General features: G+C 32.5%; 21 protein-coding genes, 1 pseudogene and 1 other annotated feature. Of the genes and pseudogenes, 8 read left to right on the top strand and 14 right to left on the bottom strand.

The window, feature by feature from the left end; translation table 11 throughout:
- Window positions 1-71: 71 nt before the first annotated feature.
- Both DFR54_RS03010 and DFR54_RS03005 read right to left on the bottom strand, forming a co-directional pair.
- Window positions 72-1,298, bottom strand: coding sequence for an ABC transporter permease (locus tag DFR54_RS03010; protein WP_114288863.1), 1,227 nt, complete (start codon window positions 1,296-1,298; stop codon window positions 72-74).
- Window positions 1,298-2,035, bottom strand: coding sequence for an ABC transporter ATP-binding protein (locus tag DFR54_RS03005; protein ID WP_114288862.1), 738 nt, complete (start codon window positions 2,033-2,035; stop codon window positions 1,298-1,300). The genes DFR54_RS03010 and DFR54_RS03005 overlap by 1 nt, the downstream gene beginning before the upstream one ends.
- 136 nt (window positions 2,036-2,171) lie before the next feature.
- On the opposite strand from DFR54_RS03005, the gene DFR54_RS03000 reads away from it, so the two are divergent.
- From DFR54_RS03000 to DFR54_RS02990, 3 genes are all read left to right on the top strand, one after another.
- A complete protein-coding gene (locus tag DFR54_RS03000; RefSeq protein ID WP_114288861.1) occupies window positions 2,172-2,606 on the top strand; it encodes an HIT family protein in 435 nt (144 codons plus the stop codon).
- Window positions 2,596-2,973 carry a YtxH domain-containing protein gene (locus DFR54_RS02995; protein WP_114288860.1) on the top strand — a complete coding sequence of 126 codons (378 nt, stop codon included), beginning with the start codon at window positions 2,596-2,598 and terminating at the stop codon, window positions 2,971-2,973. Before DFR54_RS03000 ends, DFR54_RS02995 begins: the two co-directional genes overlap by 11 nt.
- Before the next feature lie 149 nt (window positions 2,974-3,122).
- Entirely contained in the window at window positions 3,123-4,115 is a 993-nt protein-coding gene (locus DFR54_RS02990) for a peptidylprolyl isomerase (protein WP_114288859.1), read from the top strand.
- 105 nt (window positions 4,116-4,220) lie between these two features.
- On the opposite strand, the gene DFR54_RS02985 is transcribed toward DFR54_RS02990, so the two are convergent.
- The 12 genes and pseudogenes from DFR54_RS02985 to DFR54_RS02930 form a co-directional block, all read right to left on the bottom strand.
- On the bottom strand, window positions 4,221-4,481 hold the full coding sequence (locus DFR54_RS02985) for a Veg family protein (RefSeq protein WP_086342023.1): 261 nt from the start codon (window positions 4,479-4,481) through the stop codon (window positions 4,221-4,223).
- Between the two features lie 159 nt (window positions 4,482-4,640).
- Window positions 4,641-5,213 (bottom strand): sigma-70 family RNA polymerase sigma factor, encoded by a 573-nt coding sequence (locus DFR54_RS02980; protein ID WP_114288858.1) that lies wholly within the window; start codon window positions 5,211-5,213, stop codon window positions 4,641-4,643.
- 99 nt (window positions 5,214-5,312) lie between these two features.
- Window positions 5,313-5,837: an NYN domain-containing protein gene (locus tag DFR54_RS02975; protein WP_086342021.1), complete on the bottom strand. Its 525-nt coding sequence runs from the start codon at window positions 5,835-5,837 to the stop codon at window positions 5,313-5,315.
- A gap of 15 nt (window positions 5,838-5,852) precedes the next feature.
- On the bottom strand, window positions 5,853-6,671 hold the full coding sequence (gene rlmB, locus DFR54_RS02970) for a 23S rRNA (guanosine(2251)-2'-O)-methyltransferase RlmB (RefSeq protein ID WP_114288857.1): 819 nt from the start codon (window positions 6,669-6,671) through the stop codon (window positions 5,853-5,855).
- Window positions 6,661-7,068 carry a Mini-ribonuclease 3 gene (locus tag DFR54_RS02965; protein ID WP_114288856.1) on the bottom strand — a complete coding sequence of 136 codons (408 nt, stop codon included), beginning with the start codon at window positions 7,066-7,068 and terminating at the stop codon, window positions 6,661-6,663. Before DFR54_RS02965 ends, rlmB begins: the two co-directional genes overlap by 11 nt.
- Entirely contained in the window at window positions 7,068-8,477 is a 1,410-nt protein-coding gene (gene cysS, locus DFR54_RS02960) for a cysteine--tRNA ligase (protein ID WP_114288855.1), read from the bottom strand. The genes DFR54_RS02965 and cysS overlap by 1 nt, the downstream gene beginning before the upstream one ends.
- Window positions 8,478-8,485: 8 nt before the next feature.
- Window positions 8,486-8,998, bottom strand: a pseudogene (epsC, locus tag DFR54_RS02955) (serine O-acetyltransferase EpsC).
- A 48-nt stretch (window positions 8,999-9,046) separates the two neighbouring features.
- Window positions 9,047-9,259: a binding site (T-box leader), on the bottom strand.
- Window positions 9,256-10,719, bottom strand: a complete 1,464-nt coding sequence (gene gltX, locus DFR54_RS02950; RefSeq protein ID WP_114288854.1) for a glutamate--tRNA ligase — start codon at window positions 10,717-10,719, stop codon at window positions 9,256-9,258. (Overlaps the previous feature by 4 nt.)
- A gap of 107 nt (window positions 10,720-10,826) precedes the next feature.
- A complete protein-coding gene (locus DFR54_RS02945) occupies window positions 10,827-11,924 on the bottom strand; it encodes a PIN/TRAM domain-containing protein (protein ID WP_114288853.1) in 1,098 nt (365 codons plus the stop codon).
- A gap of 3 nt (window positions 11,925-11,927) precedes the next feature.
- Entirely contained in the window at window positions 11,928-13,313 is a 1,386-nt protein-coding gene (gene radA, locus DFR54_RS02940) for a DNA repair protein RadA (RefSeq protein ID WP_114288852.1), read from the bottom strand.
- Between the two features lie 98 nt (window positions 13,314-13,411).
- The gene (locus DFR54_RS02935; protein WP_114288851.1) at window positions 13,412-13,936 is read right to left on the bottom strand and encodes a dCTP deaminase/dUTPase family protein; all 525 of its coding nucleotides are present in this window, start codon (window positions 13,934-13,936) and stop codon (window positions 13,412-13,414) included.
- Window positions 13,937-14,041: 105 nt separating this feature from the next.
- Entirely contained in the window at window positions 14,042-16,060 is a 2,019-nt protein-coding gene (locus DFR54_RS02930; RefSeq protein WP_114288962.1) for a KUP/HAK/KT family potassium transporter, read from the bottom strand.
- A 229-nt stretch (window positions 16,061-16,289) separates the two neighbouring features.
- On the opposite strand from DFR54_RS02930, the gene serC reads away from it, so the two are divergent.
- From serC to DFR54_RS02905, 5 genes are read left to right on the top strand one after another with little or no spacing between them, the layout of a single operon-like run.
- Entirely contained in the window at window positions 16,290-17,360 is a 1,071-nt protein-coding gene (serC, locus tag DFR54_RS02925; RefSeq protein WP_114288850.1) for a 3-phosphoserine/phosphohydroxythreonine transaminase, read from the top strand.
- A gap of 15 nt (window positions 17,361-17,375) precedes the next feature.
- Complete coding sequence (locus DFR54_RS02920; protein ID WP_114288849.1) at window positions 17,376-18,557, top strand: 3-phosphoglycerate dehydrogenase family protein; 1,182 nt, start codon at window positions 17,376-17,378, stop codon at window positions 18,555-18,557.
- Between the two features lie 10 nt (window positions 18,558-18,567).
- On the top strand, window positions 18,568-19,815 hold the full coding sequence (locus tag DFR54_RS02915) for a DUF1015 domain-containing protein (RefSeq protein ID WP_114288848.1): 1,248 nt from the start codon (window positions 18,568-18,570) through the stop codon (window positions 19,813-19,815).
- 16 nt (window positions 19,816-19,831) lie between these two features.
- Window positions 19,832-20,641, top strand: coding sequence for a glutamate 5-kinase (proB, locus tag DFR54_RS02910; RefSeq protein ID WP_114288847.1), 810 nt, complete (start codon window positions 19,832-19,834; stop codon window positions 20,639-20,641).
- Between the two features lie 14 nt (window positions 20,642-20,655).
- The gene (locus DFR54_RS02905) at window positions 20,656-21,906 is read left to right on the top strand and encodes a glutamate-5-semialdehyde dehydrogenase (protein ID WP_114288846.1); all 1,251 of its coding nucleotides are present in this window, start codon (window positions 20,656-20,658) and stop codon (window positions 21,904-21,906) included.
- Window positions 21,907-22,085: the final 179 nt, after the last annotated feature.

The raw sequence follows: 22,085 nt of genomic DNA, 5'->3' as shown, positions 1-22,085 counted from the left end.
GGTTACCTTAAGCTCATTCTTGCAAAATGAAGTCGAAGAATAGTATAACATATTCTTAATAGACTTTCTTTTTAAATCAGTGATTTCTCTAATTTTTTTAGTCTGTTATTTGCATAAAGGTAAACAAAAGCTGTACTCTCTGCAAATAAAGCGACACTAATCATTAAAGCCTGTAATTTATTTTCTAAACGAATCACTAAAACAATACTAAAAATTGCCGCTACAACTAATAGGACAATTAAAATCAGTTTTTGTACCGCATCAGTCTTTTGAGATTTATTAACAGGATAAAGCTGCGTCATTAACATGTAGTCAAATTCATTATAAATCGGTAGTAGCTGAAAGCCAATTAAATAAATAAATAATAAGCTGACAATCACACTTAATATTAGTTGATCACTAAAAACTAACACTAAACTCCCAATAATGGTTAATCTAAAAACTAAACCACTGTATTCAGTTCCTCTTAGAAAGACTCTACTATATAGGTAAGTATATGTCTGACCTTGTTCTTTTTTGATTTTGTTTAAAAGCCCATCAAAATACTTTCTTCTTTTAACCTCAGCTGATAAACCTGGCACATCTGTAAATAAATTGATGAAAGAATAAATTTTCTTCATTCGTTTGCGTTCAGTTTGAATCGCCTTGTCCCAATTCAAAGGATTATTAGCTAAAGAACTTTGAGTTGTTTTGTAAATAAATAGTAAGAAAACAGCTGTTAAACCTAACCCGTACCACGGCATAACTAATACATTAATACTCATAGTCAGTAAACTAATAATAACTAACAAACCAGTATGTAAACGTACTTTTTTCTCAGTATTTAAATATAGACTTTCTAACTGAATAAATAAGTCAGCTAATTTTAAGCCCCAGAGATTTAAAACAATTGGTAAAAAATGGGCAAAATCTAGAGTAGTTGTTGCGACTAGAATCGGCATTAACACACCTGTTACTAATCCAATAACAATAAAAGGTAAGACAATTGAATGTCTTAAACTGATTTTCAAATAATCTGCCATGGCTCTTTCCTTAGGTAGTAAAAAAATACTATCAGCTTCCTTAATTAAAGTAGCTAACTTACCAAAAAAGATAGTCAATGAGCAACCAAGAATGCCAAATAGTGTTCCTAGATAAAAACTCTCATCAATTGTTTTAACAAATTCTGAATAGTACAAACCAAAGCCACCTAAAGAAATTAGCATCACTAAAAGAAAATGGTCATTTAAAACATATTTTAAATATTTCATCATATTTTTTCGTTGAATCAATTGCCTTATATGGTAAAACTCTTGCATTACAGCTCACCTACTTCTTTTGTAAGTGATAAATAAATATCATCTAAAGAAGACTCTGGCAAGTTAAATTCAGTTCTTAACTCTTCAATCGTTCCTTCCGCTCTGACACTTCCTTCATGAAGTACAATAAAACGATCACAGTATTTTTCAGCAGTTGCTAAAATATGCGTGGACATTAATATTCCTGCTCCTTGATTTTTCATCTCTTCCATTAACTCAAGTAAAGAATTAATTGCTAAAGGATCTAGTCCTAAAAAGGGTTCATCAATAATAAACAAACTAGGTTGTGTTAAAAAGGCACACAGAACCATAACTTTTTGTTTCATCCCTTTTGAAAAATGAGTTGGGAACCAGTCTAATTTATTTTCTAATCTAAATGTTTTTAGTAAGTTGTCAGCACGTTTAAAAGCTTCCTCCATTGGAATATCATAAGCCATAGCAGTTACTTCAATATGCTCTCTTAAGGTTAATTCATCATATAAAATAGGAGTTTCTGGAATATAACCAATTGTTTTACGGTAATCTTCTGGCGATTCTTTTAAGGTTTTACCATCTACACGGATTTCTCCCTTTTGCTCAGTTAATAAACCAATAATGTGCTTAATTGTTGTACTTTTTCCGGCTCCATTTAAGCCGATTAATCCAACAATTTCTCCTGATTCAACTGTTAAATTTATATCTTTAAGTACAGGTATATGGCCATAACCACCTGTTAAATTTTTTATCTCTAAGCTCATTAAAAAATCCTCCTAAATAATTCTAGCTAAATTATAGCATAACTTTCATTCATGAATTCCTCTTTTTGACTAATAGGCCATTCAATTCCCTATTTGTTTATGGTAAAGTTATTCTATATCAAAGGAGGTCTTTTTAATGACAGACTGTATTTTTTGTAAAATTATTAACCGTGAAATTCCAAGTTATCCAGTATATGAAGATGATGAGGTTTACGCATTTTTAGATATTACTCAAACAACTAAAGGACATACTTTAGTTATTCCTAAAAAACATGTAGTGGACCTTTTTGAATACGATGATATTTTAGCGAGCTCTCTTTTTTCTCGAATTCCTAAAATAGCTCGTGGTTTAGAACAGGCTTTTCCTGAAATGAAAGGCTTAAATCTAATTAATAATAATAAAGAACTAGCTTACCAAACTGTGTTCCATTCACATATTCACTTAATCCCCCGCTATAGTACTGAGGATGATTTTTCAATTACTTTTAAGAACAATGCTGAAAACTATACAACAGAAAAAATGGCTGAGGTAGCAAACTCTATTAAGGAGGCTATAGAAAATGGCAAATAAAAAATTATCTGCTACTAAACTCCTAAAAGGAATTCTTTTTGGTAGTGTTGTTGGCGGGACTACTGCCCTTTTACTTGCTCCAAGATCTGGTAAAGAAACACAGGCAAAAATTGAAAAAGAAGTTAAAGACAATATCAAATTAGTTACTGATGTAAAAGACGGGGCTGAGGAAGTTCAATTACATGCAGCTAATGTGCAGTATTTATCTGAAACACTTCTTCCTGAATTTATAGATGAAACAAAAAAATCTGTTGAAAAATTCAAGTTCAAATCCAAATATCGTATTAAAGACATCGAAGAACAAATCGACAAAATCAACACAGAATTAGAAAATTTAACCAATGACCTTGAAGAAAAAGACATATAACCCACCTTTGATTTAATTAAACATGTGTTTATTATATGAATTTTTTTTGAATTCCATATTTTTTAAAACAAGAGTGTGTTATAGTAATATTCGTGATGTAAAACGAGACACAAGTAAAAATTATATATGAATAGGATGTGCATTATTTAATGAAAAACAAAGCATTTAAAATAGCTGCAGTAACTCTTTTAGGAGTTTTAACTCTAGCTGGTTGTTCAAGTAGTAAAGAGGTTGCCTCAATGAAAGGTGCTAAAATTACTGAACAAGATTTATACAACGAATTAAAAAAAGACACTAACACTACTGGTCAAGTCTTAACAGGTATGATTTTAAACAATATCACTGATAAAGAATACGGTAGCAAAGTTGATACAAAAGAAATCGACAAACAATACAATGACATGCAAGAGCAAAATGGTGGTAAAAAAGCTTTTGAAGACTTATTAAAACAAAATGGTTTGACAACTAAAACATACAAAGAAAGCATCAAATCTCAATTAGCTTTCAAAGAAATGTTAAAAGCACACATGGAAATTAAAGAAGATGACTTAAAAGAAACTTGGGCTACTTACCATCCAAGCGTTGATACTCAAATCATTAAATTAGATTCAGAAGATGCTGCTAATGCTGCTCTTAAAGAAATTAAAGATGGTAAATCATTTGATGATGTTGCTAAAGACAAATCTTTAGACGAAACAACAAAAGCAGATGGTGGTAAAGTTACTTTTGACTCTACTTACACAACAAAACCTGAGCATGTTTCTATTCCAGATACTGTAAAAGAAGCTGCTTATAAATTAGAAGACGGTGCTGTATCAGAAGTCTTAACTGCAACTGATATGACAACAGGTGCTGAATCATACTACATCGTGAAAATGATTAAAAACCAGAAAAAAGGTAACGACTACAAAAAATTTGAAAAAGAATTAACTAAATTAACTGAAGAAGCTAAACTTGCTGACCCTACTTTCCAACAAGAAGTTATTGGTAAAGAATTAGAAAAAGCGAATGTTAAAATTGCTGACAAAGACTTCAAAGATATCTTAACTCCTTACTTACCACAAAAAGAAGTTAAAACTGAAGAGTCATCTAAAGCAGATAAAAAAGAAGACAAAAAAGAAGAAACAGATTCAACTAAATAAGAACTAAAAAAGCAATCAAGATAAGTTCATAGCTTATCTCGATTGCTTTTTCTTATTTTTAGACAAAATAAAAAGCCCGAATAGTATCTATTAGGCTCAGTATTTTTATCCCATTAGTTCTTTGTCTTCATCTTCTGAAAACTGAACTTCAACTGATTTTGTTAAAATGTCAGCATAGCTGTACGACACTCTCTCAAAAGCATTCTCATCTTGATCTAAATCAACGATAAAAACAGAAGGGTATGTTTCTGATAAAATCCCACTACGTTCTGTTTGTCGTTTTCTTCCAGTCTGTGCGACTAGCTTAATTCGACTCCCAATTTTATTTTCCAACTCTTCTTTAATTGTTAAAATACTCGCTGCCATCTAACTCACCTCTCCCATAATTGTAACACAATAATGAAAAAACTACAAATTCTATCATAACACGATTTCATAATCAACTATTTTATTCTTTTTTAATTATTTATTTATGTTCTTTAAATATCTTTTTTTTGAACATCGTAAGAAGGAAACGACAATTCACTAAGAAAATTTATTCTTCAATTTTCTCTTTAATCGACTATAACCACAATCTACCTTTTGCCTTGATACATTTAAATGCTTAGCAATACTATCCATATCCTCCCCTTGTAATACATATTCATAGACATCTCTTTCAAAATCAGATAAACATGTTGAAAAATTTTCTAAGGTTTCTCTAATAAACACATATTCTAGACTAGTTTCAGCTTTCAAATCTTCTTGAAACCCATTAAGCCCTTCACCTTTTAACTCTATTTGATAATCTAGAGAATCAGTTACCTGATTAATTTTTCTTTTTTGAGCTTCTTGAAAACGAATGGCACTAATGACCCACCTTTCAAAGTTAATTTTAAAAAATAAGCCAAATGTCACATTTTTATAGCAATCATAACGATGAATGGACTGATAGCAAACAATTCTCCCCTCTTGCAACCAATCATCTAAGTCATAAAACCTTAAATAAGATTTACTCCTTTGATGTAAAACAATCGGCATATACTTTTTAAAAATACATTCAAAAGCTTCTTCTGATCCTTCTCTTGCTTGTCTTATTAGTTCTTGCTCTTCTTTCATAAAAATCCCCCTGTTTTAAATGAAAACGTTTCCTTCTTACTGGAAAATAGTAACATAAATAAAAAAAACACAAAAGAGAACTCTCGTTCCTCTTTGTGTTTAATTATCTTCTAATTCATTATATATCTTTTGTAATTTTTCCATTTGTGACTTAGACCACGGGCTTTTTCTGCGATAATTTTCAAACTGGTAATCTTCAGCATGAAGCAATATTTTTTTTTCAGATTCTTTAATAGCTTTATATAATTCTCTTGCTGAAACTCTGAGAGCTCCTCTTGAGAAGATAATCCATTGCTCTGCCATATCACTTGTTGCTACTCGAACGTGGGTTAAAGGATTAATTCTACCACTTGCTTCTCTTTCAATGTAAGTATCAGCAGTTTCTTCCTCTTTTGTAAAAATAACCGTTAGACCATATTCTTTATAAGTTTGCTGAATGCCTGGAACTAATTGTGCATCAAAAACAACAATAATTTCAATTCCTTCATACTTGGCGTAGTTTGAAAGCATAAAAAGTAAAGTATCTCTTGCGTCTCCTAGCTTTTCTTGTTTTTTCAATTTATTTAAGACCGGCCAAGCACCAATCATGTTATACCCATCTACAAATAAGACTTGACGTTTCATTTGCCTATTCATTTGCTACTTACGACGCTTTCTGTGAACTTCATACATTAAAAGCCCAGCAGCAACACTAGCATTTAAACTTTGAACATGACCATCAATTGGAATAGTAATCATTTCATCCATTTCTTTTTTTAGAGCTGAACTCATTCCCTTACCTTCATTTCCAATCACTAAAGCAATGTCTCCAGCCACATTCCAATGAGTATAATCTGTACCAGTCATATCTGTTCCAAAAATCCAAATATTCTCTTCTTTTAGTTTCTTAATGGTTTGACTTAGATTTGTCACACGAGCTACAGGAACGTGTTCTACAGCCCCTGTAGAAGTTTTAACAACTACTGGTGTAATGCCAACTGCTCTGTGTTTTGGAATAATAATACCGTCTACATTAACAGCGTCAGCAGTTCTCATAATTGAACCTAAATTATGGGGATCCATAATACTATCTAAAATTAAGAAAAAGCGATTTTCTTTCTGTTTTGTTTGAGTTAATAAATCCTCTAAAGATAAATATTCGTAAGGGGTAATTTTTAATACAATTCCCTGATGATTTTCTTTATTTGTCATATCATCTAATTTAGTTTTTGGTGCCCAAACGATTGGTACTGAAAATTCTTTAGATAACTCTTTTAATTCTTCAATTCGATGACTTTTTAAATCTTCTTGAATAAATAATTTATTTCCTCTTCTTGCTTGCAAAGCTTCAATTGTTGGATATGGTCCAAAAACAACATCTTCTAAAGAAACAGGTTCTCGTTCTTCACGGTTGTCTCTTCTGTTATCTTTTTTATTATCTTTTTTAAAGTCTTTCTTAGGTTCTCTCTTATTTCTCACTCTTCTCGCCTATCCTTTCAATGCACCAAGCAACAACTTCATCTAAACGCGTTTTTTGCTCTGTTAAATGTAAATAACCAATTAAACACTCAAAACCAGTTGACGCTCTATAAATGAAGACTGACGTGTTTTTAGCGCTTGTGTGACTCTTAGCATTACGTCCTCTTTTATAAATAGCTAACTCTTCTTTTGTTAGAAAATCTTCTTCCATCATTAACTCTATTAAGTAATGCTGCGCTTTAGCAGACACATAGTGTGTCGCTAAGCGGTGCAATTGGTTTGGTCTTGTTTGCCCTGATCTGATTAAAAAGTCTCTAATATAGACTTCGTAAATCGCGTCTCCAATATAAGCCAATGTCAAACCACTTAATAAAGAAAAATCTTTGTTCTCACTCATTATGCTCTACTCCATCTAGTTCCTTGAGAAGTATCTTCTAAAATAATTCCCATTTCTTTTAACTCATCTCTAATATCATCACTTCGTTTAAAATCTTTATTTTTACGAGCAGCATTACGCTCTTCAATTAGAGCTTCAATTTCTTCATCAAGCATTTCTTTTTTACCTAAATCAAGACCAAAAACAGCCATTAAAGTTGTTAATAAGGCTACTGATTGTTCCAAGACAACTTGTGAGACCTTATTTTTTTCAAGATAGGCATTTAGCCATTTTACTAAGCTATAAACAGCTGTAATACCATTAGCCGCATTAAAGTCGTCATCCATACCTTTTTCAAATTGCTCTTTAATTTGTTTCAACTCGTTTAAGTAATCTTGATCATCTTCTAAGGACTTTTCCGCTTGCTCTAGTCTAAATAAAGTATTATTTAAACTACTTTTAATTTTAGATAGGTTACTTGTAGCTTCTTTAATAATCACTTCGTTAAATGGCATTGGATGACGATAATGAGTTTTTGCTAAAGCAAATCTTACAATCTCAGGATCTACTTCTTCCATTAATTCATGAGCTGTCACAAAGTTTTTAAGTGATTTACTCATTTTCTCACCTGACTCACCAACAGTTAAGTAAGCATTATGCATCCAATAATTAGCAAAGGTTTCTCCTGTTTTCGCTTCACTTTGAGCAATTTCATTTTCATGGTGAGGAAATTCTAAATCTTGTCCCCCAGCATGAATATCAATCGTTGTTCCTAAATGTTTATTAACCATTACAGAACACTCAATATGCCACCCAGGACGTCCTGCTCCCCAAGGAGAATTCCAAGAAACTTCTCCTTCTTTGGCAGCTTTCCACAAAGCAAAATCAAGTGGATCTTCTTTTTTATCTTGTTCGCTACCAGTGCGTTGACTAGCTCCTACTTCTAATTCATCAAGAGATTTATTACTTAATTGACCATAGTTTTTAAATTTACGAGCACGGTAATATACATCTCCTTGTGACTCATAAGCAAAACCTTTTTCAATTAAAGCTTCAACAAATTCGATAATTTCTTCGATATGATCAATTACACGAGGATGAACACATGCTGGCTTAACGTTTAATTTGCCTGTATCTTCTGTAAAAGCATCAATGTATTTATCAGCAATTTCTTTTGTAGATACCCCTTCTTCAATGGCTTGATTAATAATACGGTCATCTACATCCGTAAAGTTAGACACGTAATTGACTTCATAACCCTTATACTCTAAATAACGTCTAACTGTATCAAAAGCAACTGTACTTCGTGCGTTACCTACATGAATATAGTTATAAACAGTTGGTCCACATAGGTACATACGAACTTTTCCTGGTTCAATTGTTTTAAATTCTTCTTTTTGTCTAGTCATCGTATTATAAATTTTCATCACGTTTCTCCTCATTCATTTATTTTTACTACTTTCGCAGGAATTCCTACTGCTGTAGCATTTTTAGGTATGTCTTTTAAAACAACTGCAGAAGCACCAATTTTTGCATTTTCACCTATTTCAATAGGCCCAAGTACTTGTGCATGCGCTGAAATCATAGCACCTTTTCTAATAGTTGGATGCCTTTTACCACACTCATTACCCGTTCCACCTAAAGTAACCCCGTGAAATAAAATCACATCATCTTCAATGATAGTCGTCTCACCAATTACAAGACCCATACCATGGTCAATAAATAATCGTTTCCCTATTTTAGCTCCTGGGTGAATTTCAATTCCAGTTACAAATCGCCAAAATTGAGAATGGCACCTGGCTAAAAAATATAATTTTTTTTGATACAAAAAATGAGATAATCTGTGTGCTCACACAGCATGGAGTCCTGGATAAGTAAACAGTACTTCTGCATTTGATTTAGCTGCGGGGTCATGCTTTCTAACTGTTTGAATATCCTCTTTGATACTCATTAACTCACATCCTTTATAAAAATAAAAAACGCCTTTTAGTCATAACAACTAAAAGACGTTTACACGTGGTTCCACTTTTATTCGTAAGAAAAAATCTTCCTTACCTTTTGATAACATAACGATTATCACTCGTTTCTAGCTACTTTTTATTTCACCAGAACTACTCTAAGAGGCACTTCAATTTATCTCTTCTCCTGTTTTCACCACCCACAGGCTCTCTAAATCAAAAAATAAATTTACTCTTCTTGTCAACGTATTTAGTTTGTCGCTTGTTTAATATGATCTAATACTTTTTCTTTTCCTAAAAGCATAATTGTTTCTGCTAACTCAGGTCCATGCATTTGTCCGCTGACTGCTACACGAATTGGCATAAATAAGTTTTTACCTTTAACACCAGTTTCTTTTTGAACAGCTTTAATACAAGCTTTAATGTCAGCTGCTTCAAAGACTTCTAATTTCGCAATATTTTTAGCAAAAGCTGCTAAAACTTCTGGAACAGTTTCTCCTGCTAATACTTCTTTAGCAGCATCATCTAAAGAAAGTGTGTCGTTAAAGAATAGACTTGATAATTCAACAATTTCTCCAGCATAGCTCATTTGAGGTTGGTATAGAGAAACTAACTCTTCTACCCACGCTAATTTTTCAGCTGATGGATTTTCTTCTACTAATTTTGCTTCAACTAAGTATGGCAAAGCAAGTTTTGCCATTTCAGAACGTTCAACTTGTTTCATGTATTGGTTACTAATCCACTCAAGTTTTTTGTTATCAAAGGCTGCTGGTGATTTACCTAAACGATCTGCATCAAACATTTTAATAAACTCTTCTTGAGAGAAAATTTCTTCTTCGCCAACTGGAGACCAACCAAGTAAGCCAATGAAGTTAAACATTGCTTCTGGTAAGTAACCTAAGTCACGATATTGTTCGATGAATTGTAAAATGGTTTCATCACGTTTACTTAATTTTTTACCTGTTTCTGAGTTAATAATTAATGTCATGTGGCCAAAGATTGGTGCTTCCCAACCAAATGCTTCATAAACCATTAATTGTTTTGGTGTGTTAGCAATGTGATCATCACCACGTAAAACGTGAGTGATTTTCATCATGTAATCATCAACTGCTACAGCAAAGTTATAAGTTGGCATACCGTCACGTTTAAGAATAACGAAATCCCCACCAACACTATCTGATTCAAAGGTAATGTTACCTTTTACTAAATCGTTAAAGCTATATGATCTGTTTTTTGGTACACGGAAGCGAACTACTGGTGTAATACCTTCTGCTTCTTTTTGTGCTTGTTCTTGAGCTGAAAGATTAGCACATTTTCCATTGTAACGAGGAATTTCTCCACGAGATTTTTGAGCTTCACGTTCTACTTCTAATTCTTCTTCAGTACAGTAACATTTATAAGCTAAGTTACTTGCTAAAAGTTGGTCAATTAAAGGTAAATAAATATCTGATCTTTCTGACTGACGATAAGGACCATATTTACCTGGTTTTTCAGGTGACTCATCCCAATCAATATTTAGCCAAGATAAGTTATCTAACTGACTTTTTTCTCCACCTTCAATGTTACGTTTTTGATCTGTATCTTCAATACGAATAATAAAATCTCCATCGTGGTGTTTTGCATATAAATAGTTAAATAATGCTGTTCTTGCGTTTCCAATGTGTAAATGTCCTGTTGGGCTTGGTGCATATCTTACACGTACTTTTTTTGTCATGACAATACCTTCCTTACATCAATTTTTCCGTTCCTTGTTGTTAACCTAAATTTTACCCTCAAATAGAGAATTAGTAAAGGTTACAACAAGAGTTTAATCCTTTTATTTTAATTATTAATCGTTGTTTGTGAATGAGACGGTTTAGCAAAAATCATACGCCCTGCAGCTGTCTGTAGTGCACTTGTAACAATAACGTTGATTCTTTTATTCATAAAGTGTTTACCATCTTCAACAACAACCATTGTCCCATCATCTAAATAAGCTACACCTTGCTGACGTTCTGTTCCGTCCTTCATCACTAAAACGTCCATAGTCTCACCAGGAATAACAACTGGTTTGATAGCATTAGCTAAAGCATTAATATTAAAAACCGGCACATTTTGAAACTCACTAACTTTGTTTAAATTATAATCATTTGTTACGACAATTCCATCTAACATTTTAGCAAGCTTAATTAATTTACTATCAACTTCTTGAATATCTTCAAAATCACCTTCATACATTTCAACTGAAATATTCGGTTCTTTTTGAAGGGCATTTAGAATATCTAAACCACGACGACCACGAACTCGTTTTAAACTATCTCCCGAGTCTGCAATATATTGTAACTCATATAGAACAAAATTAGGAATTAAAAGTGTTCCCTCAATAAATCCTGTTTTAGCCACATCATAAATACGGCCATCAATAATCACACTTGTATCTAAAATTTTGTATTGATGGAAATTACTAGTTGATTTTTTATCAATAATCTCCTCAGTACCTTTTTTAGGTCTTGGTGCAAAGAGTTTCTTCCACTCTTCCGTTTTGGTTGTTCCTACTTTAAAACCAAAATAACCTAAAATAAGCATGATTAACGCTGGTAATAAAATATTCAGTAACGCAATTTTTAGTGAATATAAAGGTATTGATACGAGAGCCCCTAATAGTAGCCCTACAATCACACCAATGCTTCCAAAGACTATGTCTTGTAAGCTTTGCTCCCCTATAAATTTTTCTACTTTTTTAATGGCACTTCCAACATAACGAAACGTAAAAATAGAAATAATAACAAAAATAATTGCACCAATAATACCGTTTGTTATATCGTTATTTAGCCATTGATTTTGGTCTAATTTAAAGACCGTCCAAACAACTGGAATAAGTGTAGCACCTAAACTAAAACCAATCAGTGCCATCACTATATTAAAGATTTTCTTTTGCATCTGTTATTTCCTCCCTTCTTGATTAAAGACTTTTCTCAGTGTCTCTGAAACTGTGGAAACTCCGATTATATCAATTCCTGTTGGTACTTTCCAACCTTGTAAATTATTTTTTGGTACATAGATTTTTTTAAAACCTAATTTTTTAGCCTCTTGAACACGTTGATCAATACGATTAACTCGTCTAACTTCACCAGTCAAACCAATCTCTCCAATGAAACACTCATGAGGTGAGGTCCCTTGATCTTTGTAGCTTGAAGCAATACTAACAGCAATCGCTAAGTCAATCGCTGGCTCATCTAACTTCACACCACCTGCTGCTTTCAGATAAGCATCTTGATTTTGTAGTAAAAGACCAGATCTTTTTTCTAAAACAGCCATAATCAGTGAAACTCGGTGACGATCAAGCCCCGCTGCGGTTCTATTAGCATTTCCAAAAACTGATGGTGTAATTAAAGCTTGTACCTCAGCTAATATCGGACGCGTTCCTTCCATTGAACAGACAATAGCAGAACCTGTGGCATCTGCTAGTCGCTCTTCTAAAAAGGCTTCAGAAGGATTTTTCACTTCAACCAGTCCTTCTTGTCGCATCTCAAAAATACCAATTTCATTCGTTGAACCAAACCGATTTTTTACAGCTCTTAAAATTCTGAAAGTATGATGACGCTCTCCTTCAAAATAAAGGACTGTATCTACCATATGCTCTAACATTCTTGGTCCAGCAAGAGAGCCTTCTTTTGTTACATGCCCAACAATAAAAATCGTAATTTGGTTAGTCTTAGCAATCTGCATCAACTCAGCTGTTGTTTCTCTTACTTGGCTAACACTTCCTGCGGCACTTTTAATTTCTGGGTGTATCATGGTTTGAATCGAATCAATAACTACATAGTTAGGACGCAGTTGCTCAATAGTTTGTTTAATAATTTCCATATCTGTTTCAGCATAAACATAAAAATTATTATTTTCAGAATCTAATCGTTCAGCGCGCATTTTTATCTGCTCAGCACTTTCCTCACCTGAAACATAAAGCACATTGTCATCAATTTTACTTAATTGTTGTGAGACTTGTAAGAGTAAGGTTGACTTACCAATACCAGGGTCTCCCCCAATTAACACCATAGAGCCAGGAACCACGCCACCACCTAGAACTCTATTTAATTCTTCTAAATCTGTTTGCACCCTTTTTTCAGTTTTGAAGGTTACTTGATTTAATTTTTGTGGTTTTGTTGATTCACCTGTTAAGCTCACTCTACTATGGCGAGTTGCTTGCTCTTGTATAATTTCTTCAACGAGAGTATTCCAATTACCACAATTAGGACATCTCCCTAAATACTTAGGTGAAATATAGCCACATTCTTGACAAACAAACTCATTTTTCTTTTTCTTTGCCATAAAATCATCCCACCTTTTCTTTAACTAATACTTCTTATTTTATCATAGTTTGGTAACTTCCTTTTAAAAAAAAAGTAACTTTTTTATGAAGATTAAGATTATTTACCTGAAGAACCAAATCCACCTGTTCTTGTTTTTTCACTTTCATCTCCATCAGCTTTTAAAAATGGTAAGAAAATCCCTTGCCCAATGCGTTCACCTTTTTTGATTGTTAAATCTTTTAAGCCAAAATTAATAAATTGGAACATAATATGTCCTTCGTTGTTTTCATTATTATAGTAGTCACTATCAATAATTCCGACACCATTACCTAATAATAAAAAATTTTTTAATGGATTACTTGAACGATTACACAATTGTAAAAATTCATCATCGCCCATATAAGCCTTAACACCAGTGCCAACTAATGTTGGTTTTACTTGCTTTAAAAGTTCCTCATCTAATAAAGCTTCTTCTTTATTTAAAGCTACTTTTAAGGCAGTTGCGATACCTGATTTAAAAATAGATGGAATAACTACATCATTAGCTGCTTCAAAGTCATAACCTGCAGCGTGTTTAGTTGCTCTTTCTGGTAAATTAATATCTTCAAAAGTTGATACTTTTTCAAATCCACGTACTTTCATTTCTTAAACATCTTCCTTTTTATAATTTTTTATGATCCTTTTAATTATACCTAAAATAACAAAAAAAAGGAGATAAAACTATAAAAGCTTTATCTCTACTTTTCTTTAATCATCTTCTTCGTCAAAATCATCCACTTGAATTTGATTTAGTTTAGTGACTTCTTTTTGCTCTCCAATCACTAATGGTACATGTTCTAAAATAACATCACTGTATTCTAAACCAAACCATCTAGCTGGATCAAAAGCAATTTTCTTAATAGCTAATTTAATTTGCATAACCATTGTATCAATAGTATTTAATGAGGTAACACGAGTTAACTCTTCACGAATTAACACAAAAGCAAAATCTCCCACTTCGCGACCCTTCATAATAGAGTATTTTTGAGGTTGTTTTGGTAACTTGCCTTCATCCATTAACTCTTTAACAATTTGTCTTAAATAAACATTCACTTCTTGATTCATTCTAAAGCCTAAACGTAGTTGCACATTAACAATAAAGTCAGTCCCCATCATATCAACATAATACTCTTGAGTGTAAGGTTCATCCGTTACAAAAACATTAACAAACCAATAAACTTTAGCTTTTTTAGGTCTTTTATCTAAAATTGAGTACATAATTTCCTTACCGATTCTGTGTCCCTTAATTTTAGATGTTAAAAATACAATATTTGTTTGGTACTGAGGTAAACTTGGGTCTTTACTTAAAGACTCTAGCTGGTCCATGTAATCACATAAAGAAACACGGTCATATTCTCTTTCTTGAATGACATTTCCTCTATGCCAAATTAACATAATACTGAAAATAATTAGAGCCATTAATACTGCCACATATCCTCCGTGCATAAATTTAGTAGCACTAGAAATAAAGAATACTCCCTCAATTAAGGCAAAGAATAAGAAAACACTATATGACAAGATTTTTGGAACCCCTTCTTGAAGTAAATAAAATAAAATCAAGAAAGTTGTCATTAACATCGTAATTGTAATCGCTAATCCATAAGCTGATTCCATATGGGCAGATGTTCTAAAGGTAACAACAATACCTAAACAACCAATCATGAGTAATGTATTAACAGCTGGGATATATAATTGCCCTTTTTGATCGGTTGGATAAATAATTTTTAGTCTTGGTAATAAACGTAATTTTATTGCTTCAGATACTAGGGTATAAGAACCTGAAATAAGTGATTGTGAAGCAATAATAGCTGCCATTGTGGCAAATAAAACGCCAATCACAGTCATTGAACTTGGCATCATTCTAAAGAATGGGTTTAGCAATTCAATATTTTGATAAGTTGAATTGTCTTTAATACTAATAATCCAAGCTGCTTGACCAAAGTAGTTTAATGTTAGACAGACTTTAATATATGGCCAGCTAACACGAATATTTTTTCTACCAGCATGACCTAAGTCAGAATAAAGAGCTTCAGCTCCTGTTGTTGCTAAGAATACACTTCCTAAAATAAAAATACCCATTTTATTTTCATCTGACATTAAGACATGAAAAGCGTAATAAGGATTTAACGCTCTTAAAACAGTCCAGTCATTAGTAAAGTTAATTAACCCCATAACTCCTAGAAACGTAAACCAGGCTAACATAATAGGACCAAAAGCTGTTCCTACTTTTTGAGTTCCTAATCGTTGAATCATAAACAAACCAAAAATAATAATCATCGTAATAATAACAATAATATGTTGGTCATCTCCAAAGGCCTCATAAAAACGAGGAATCCCTCTCAAACCTTCTATTGCTGTTGTTACAGTTACAGCAGGTGTTAACACCCCGTCAGCTAAAAGTGCAGCCCCTCCTATCATGGCTGGAAAGAGTAAATATTTACCAGATTTTTTCACTAAAGTATATAGAGAAAAAATCCCTCCCTCACCGTGATTGTCGGCATTTAACGCAATCAAAACATATTTAACTGTTGTTAGCAGTGTTAATGTCCAAAATACTAATGACACTGATCCTAATATAAAATCAGTTGATACATTAGCTAAACCACCATTACCTTCAATAATAGCTTTCATTACATAAAGTGGGCTAGTACCGATGTCTCCGTACACTACTCCCATTGCAACTAAAGCTCCTCCAACTTTGAAGGTATCCATATTTTTTTTAGTCATTTTCTGACTCACTTCTTTTCCCTCTCTCTCGCTTTATAACTCCGTTTTTAATAGTTATTTTTTCAGTAAACAAACTGATTATATGCTCATTTTTTTAAATGTCAACAAGTTTGTTATCTCTATTATGATAAAATAGTTTTCTAACTACAAATTAATATGTTTTTAATCTTTTATTAATGTTCAAACTTATGATAAGATATAATTTATTAAATTTGAAAGGGTGTCTAATATGATTTACAATTTTTCGGCTGGTCCTGCTGTTTTACCCAAAGCAGTTTTAGAAATAGCTCAATCTAATCTACTAAATTATAATAATTCTGGTATGTCTGTTATGGAGATGAGCCACCGTTCCAGTAGCTATTTAGACATTCATCAAAAAACAATTACTTTATTAAAAGAATTGATGTCTGTCCCTGATGATTATGACATCTTATTTCTCCAAGGTGGAGCAAGCCTACAATTTCATATGGTTCCTCTAAACATTGGTACTAAAAACAAAATTGGCTTTATTGATACAGGGATTTGGAGCCAAAAAGCTATTTCTGAAGCAAAAAAATTAAATAAAGAAGTCTCTATTTTAGCTTCTAGTCAAGACTCAAACTATCAGTCCATCCCTTCTATTTCTCTGGATTATAATCTGACAGCTCTTGATTATATACATATAACAACTAATAATACGATTGAGGGAACTGCTTTTAATAAAATTCCACAAATAGATAAAGTCAGGTTAGTTGCTGATATGTCTTCTAATATTTTGTCTAATCATTACGAGATAACTGATTTTGATTTAATTTATGCAGGAGCTCAAAAAAATATTGGCCCTGCTGGCGTAACAGTGGTTATTATAAAAAAAGAGTTATTAATAGAAGATAATAACTTATCGCCTATGCTTTCTTTTTATCAGCAGTCACAAAGTAATTCTCTCTATAACACGCCTCCAACATTCAGTATTTATATGATGTCTCTTGTACTAGAATGGTTACAAGACTTCGGAGGAATCAAAGCTATGACTTTGTACAACGAAGAAAAAGCCGCTTTACTTTATAATTACTTAGATAATTCTAAATTGTTCTTTTCACCTGTAAATCCAGATGATCGTTCAATAATGAATATCCCTTTTTTAACAAACAATGAAGAAACTGACACAGCTTTTATTAACTTTGCAACTAAGAAAGGTCTAGTCAATTTAAAGGGATACCGCACTATCGGTGGTATGAGAGCTAGTCTGTATAACGCTATGCCAAAAGAAGGCATTATCTCCTTAGTTGATACTTTACATGCTTTTGAAAAACAATTATAAAAAGGAGCGTTTACTATGGTTTTTTCAATTAAATATTATAATCAAATTGCACAAGAAGGTCTTGATCTCCTCGATACTAGTAAATACTCTCTACAAGATTCTAAGAATCCTGATGCAATTATTTTACGAAGTGAATCACTTCATAATAAACAGTTACCTAAAAGTGTTATGGCTGTTGCTAGAGCAGGTGCTGGCACAAACAACATTCCGATTGAAGAATATTCTGAAAATGGGGTTGTTGTATTTAACACACCTGGTGCTAATGCTAACGCTGTTAAAGAATTAGTTCTTGGTAGCATGTTAATCTCAGCTCGCCCAATTTTACAAGGTATCACTTGGACAGATACATTAAAAAATGAGAATCTAGAACAAGAAGTAGAAGCAAATAAAAAGAAGTTTGTTGGAACTGAATTAGAAAATAAAACTTTAGGTGTTATCGGATTAGGGGCGATTGGTTCCCGTGTAGCAAATGATGCTTATCAAATCGGAATGAATGTTTTAGGATACGATCCTCATGTTTCAGTTGATACAGCTTGGAAAATGTCTCGTAGAGTTCAAAGAGTTTTATCTGTTGACACTATTTTCGCTGAAGCTGACTTCATCAGCATTCATATTCCATTATTAAAAGAAACAAAACATTTTATTGGAAAAAAAGAGTTAGAAAACATGAAAGACACTGCTGTTCTCCTAAACTTTTCAAGAGGTGCCTTAGTTGATCATTTAGCAGTTATCGAAGCTATTGAAACTAACACTATTAAAAAATATATTACAGATTTTCCAGAAAAAGAACTTTTAAATAAAAAGGGCATTACTGTATTACCTCACCTTGGAGCTTCAACAAAAGAAGCAGAAATAAATTGTGCCAAATCAGCCGTTAAAACGCTATCTTTTTTTCTAGAAACTGGTAATATTAGAAACTCTATCAATTTTCCTACAACTGAAATGATTTTTAAAACTAAGTATCGTTTAAGTATTTTCCATAAAAATGTTCCCAATATGATTGGTAAAATTAGTCAACAAATTGCTAACAGTCAAATAAATATTAATAATTTAACTAACCGAAGTCATAAAGATTTAGCCTATACATTAATTGATTTAGATGATTTAACAGAAGAAAGTAGCTTAATCATTTTAGAAAAAATAAACAATATTAATGAAGTCATACGAACTAGAATAATAGAAAATCCATATCTATAGGAGGATAAAAATGGTACAAATTAAATCTTTTCGTGGTATTCGACCAGACAAACTACTTGCTAAAGATATCGCATCCCTACCATATGATGTCTTAAATTCCGAGGAAGCTAGAGAATTAGTACAAAATAATCCGCACTCATATTTACATATTGATAAATCAGAAATTGATTTAGATCCTAATGTACCACCATACGATTTATCAGTTTATGAAAAAGCAAAAGAAAACTTAACTCTTTTTTTAGATAAAGGCTGGCTCAAAAAAGAGAAAAAAGATTGTTTATATTTATATGAGCTCACTATGAATGGTTTCTCTCAATTAGGTTTAGTCACTTGTACTTCGATTGATGATTATTTAAATGGTGATATCAAAAAACACGAATTAACAAGAAAAGAAAAAGAACTAGATCGTATTCAACATATTACCTATTGCAATGCTAATACAAGTCCGATTTTTTTAACTTACCGAGAAAATACAACTATTAACGATATTACTCAGCAATGGATTCAAGAACATAATGTTGAATATGATTTTGTTCACTCTTATGAGGTCAGACATAAAGTATGGGTGATTGACGACCAAATAGTGATTGATCAGCTTGTCCAACTGTTTAAAGAAGATGTTCCTAGTCTTTATATTGCTGACGGGCATCACCGGACAGAGTCAGCTGTCAAAGTTGGCTTAAATCGTAGAAATCAAATTGGTGACACACCTGATGCTCCTTATCAGTCATTTTTATCGGTATTATTTCCTAAAAATGAATTACATATTTATGATTACAATCGAATTTTGACACTCACAGTGACTGAAGAACATTTAGAAAGAATTGCTAATTATTTTTATATAGCTCCAAAAGGCAAAAAAACTTATAAACCTAAAAAAAGTCATGAATTCAGTATGTATTATCAGGGCGAATGGCAACAATTAATTTTAAAAGAAAAATACTTAATAAAAGAAAAAGGAACGTTAAAACTATTAAGTGCTGCCCTTTTCCAAAAATACATAGCTGAAAAATGTTTTAATATTACTGATATTAGAACAAATCAACAAATTGATTTTATCGGTGGTATCAGAGGTTTAAATGAGTTAGAATCATTAGTAGACCAAGCAAAAGCTTCTATTGCTTTTGCTTTAACAGAAGCCACAATGGATGACCTTTTAACAGTAGCTGACAATCATGAAATTATGCCACCAAAGTCAACTTGGTTTGAACCAAAATTGTTAAGTGGATTGTTCTTATATGACTTAGAATCAAATTAAAGATAGGAATGGTATTATGTGTCGACAATCAATCAAGTCAGTGAAACGTTTAGTCATAAAAGTAGGAACTAGTTCTTTGATTTTACCTAATGGAAAAATTAACTTAAGAGCTATTGACCAAATTGCTTTTACATTAACAACTTTAAAAAATGAAGGCTATGAAGTTATTTTAGTTTCTTCAGGTGCTATTGGCGCTGGTCTTCATCAGCTAGGCTTAGACAAACGACCCACTACCATTTCAAAACAACAAGCTGTAGCTGCAATTGGCCAATCAGAATTAATTAAAATTTATAGCCAACGTTTCCAATCTTACAATCAGGCTGCTGCCCAAGTTCTTCTAACAAGGGACGTTGTAGATTATCCTGAGAGTAGACGAAATGTTATTAACACTATTCAAGAATTATTAGAAATGAAAGTCATTCCGATTATTAATGAAAATGATAGCGTAGCAGTTGATGAATTAGATCACTTAACTAAATTTGGCGATAATGACCAACTCTCAGCAATTGTTGCTCAGTTATCAGAAGCTGATCTATTAATTATGCTCTCAGATATTGATGGTTTTTACTCAGCTAATCCTATGACTAATAAAGAAGCAAAACTTTTTGAGCGTATCACTGAAATTACTCCAGAATTAGAAAGTGCAGCTGGTGATGAAGGTAGTCGTTTTGGAACAGGTGGCATGAGTAGTAAATTAAAAGCCGCAAAACGTGTTTTCAATAATGACAGTCAAATGATTTTAGCAAATGGTCGTGACCCACAAATTATTTTTGATATTTTAGAAGGTAAAACAATTGGTACTCACTTTGCTAGTGAAACCTATTAAATAGGAGGCTTAATATGACTAACCCATTAATTCAATTAGGAGAAAAAGCTAAAAAAGCCGCTCGTTTTTTAGCTATTGCAGAAACAACTGCTAAAAATAAAGCCTTAGAAGAAATCATTTCTGGCCTTAAAGCAGATGAAGAATTAATTTTAACAGCTAACAAAAAAGATATTAAACAAGCTAGAGAAAATAACTTACCAGAGTCAATGATTGATCGTTTGCTATTAACAAGTGAGAGACTAACTGATATGTGCCAAGACATTCAAACCATCATAAATTTAGATGACCCTATCGGACTTGTTGATAAAATGTGGAAAAATGAAGCTGGTCTAACAATTGGAAAACAACGAGTACCTCTTGGTGTTATTGGAATGATTTATGAAGCCAGACCAAATGTTACAACAGATGCAGCTACTCTTTGTTTCAAATCTGGTAATGCGGTGATTTTACGTGGTGGTAAGGAAGCTTTTCATTCGAACCTTGCTTTAGTAACCTCTATGCAAAAATCTTTAACAACTGCTAATTTCCCAAAAGAAGCGATTCAATTAGTGGAAGATACAAGTCGAGAAACAGCTCGTGCCTTTATGCAATTAAATGGCTATTTAGATGTCTTAATTCCTCGAGGTGGCGCTAATTTAATTAAAACAGTTGTGGAAACTGCTTCTGTTCCTGTCATTGAAACTGGATCTGGTAATTGTCACATTTATGTAGACAAAGACGCTGATTTAGAAATGGCTGTTAATATTACTATTAATGGTAAGTGTCAACGTCCTTCTGTTTGTAACTCAACAGAAACAGTCATTGTTCATGAAGATATCTTACCTAGCTTTTTACCAATAATGGAGCAAGCTTTAAAAGAATATCATGTTGAACTTCGTGCTGATGAACAAGCTCTTAATTACTTAGAAGATGGTGTTCTGGCAACTAAGGATGACTTTGGCACTGAATTTAATGATTTTATTTTAGCTATCAAAACAGTTCAAAGTTTTGATGAGGCAGTATCTCATATCGATACCTTTACTACTCATCATTCAGAAGTTATTATCACTAACAATTATTCAACTTCACAACGCTTTTTACAAGAAGTTGATGCAGCAGTTGTGTATGTCAATGCTTCTTCACGATTTACAGATGGTAGTATGTTTGGTTTTGGTGGGGAGATTGGGATTAGTACCCAAAAACTTCATGCTAGAGGACCAATGGGCTTAAATGAATTAACCTCTTCCAAATATATTATTTACGGAAATGGTCAAACTAGAAATTAATAGAAAATGAGGTTGATTTAAAAGTCATCCTCATTTTTTTCTGAACTAAACGGTGTTAAAGAAGTAACTTCTTCTTATTTCTTGAAGCTGAACACTTCTGTCACAACCTCTCCTTTTTAAATTAAATCAATCGTACATAATTATTACAAATGTAATTTTTAAATGACCTTTCCTCATTT

The sequence above is a fragment of the Vagococcus fluvialis genome (assembly GCF_003337315.1).
GTDB lineage: Bacteria > Bacillota > Bacilli > Lactobacillales > Vagococcaceae > Vagococcus > Vagococcus fluvialis.
This window is presented reverse-complemented; position numbering and strand designations above follow the sequence as displayed.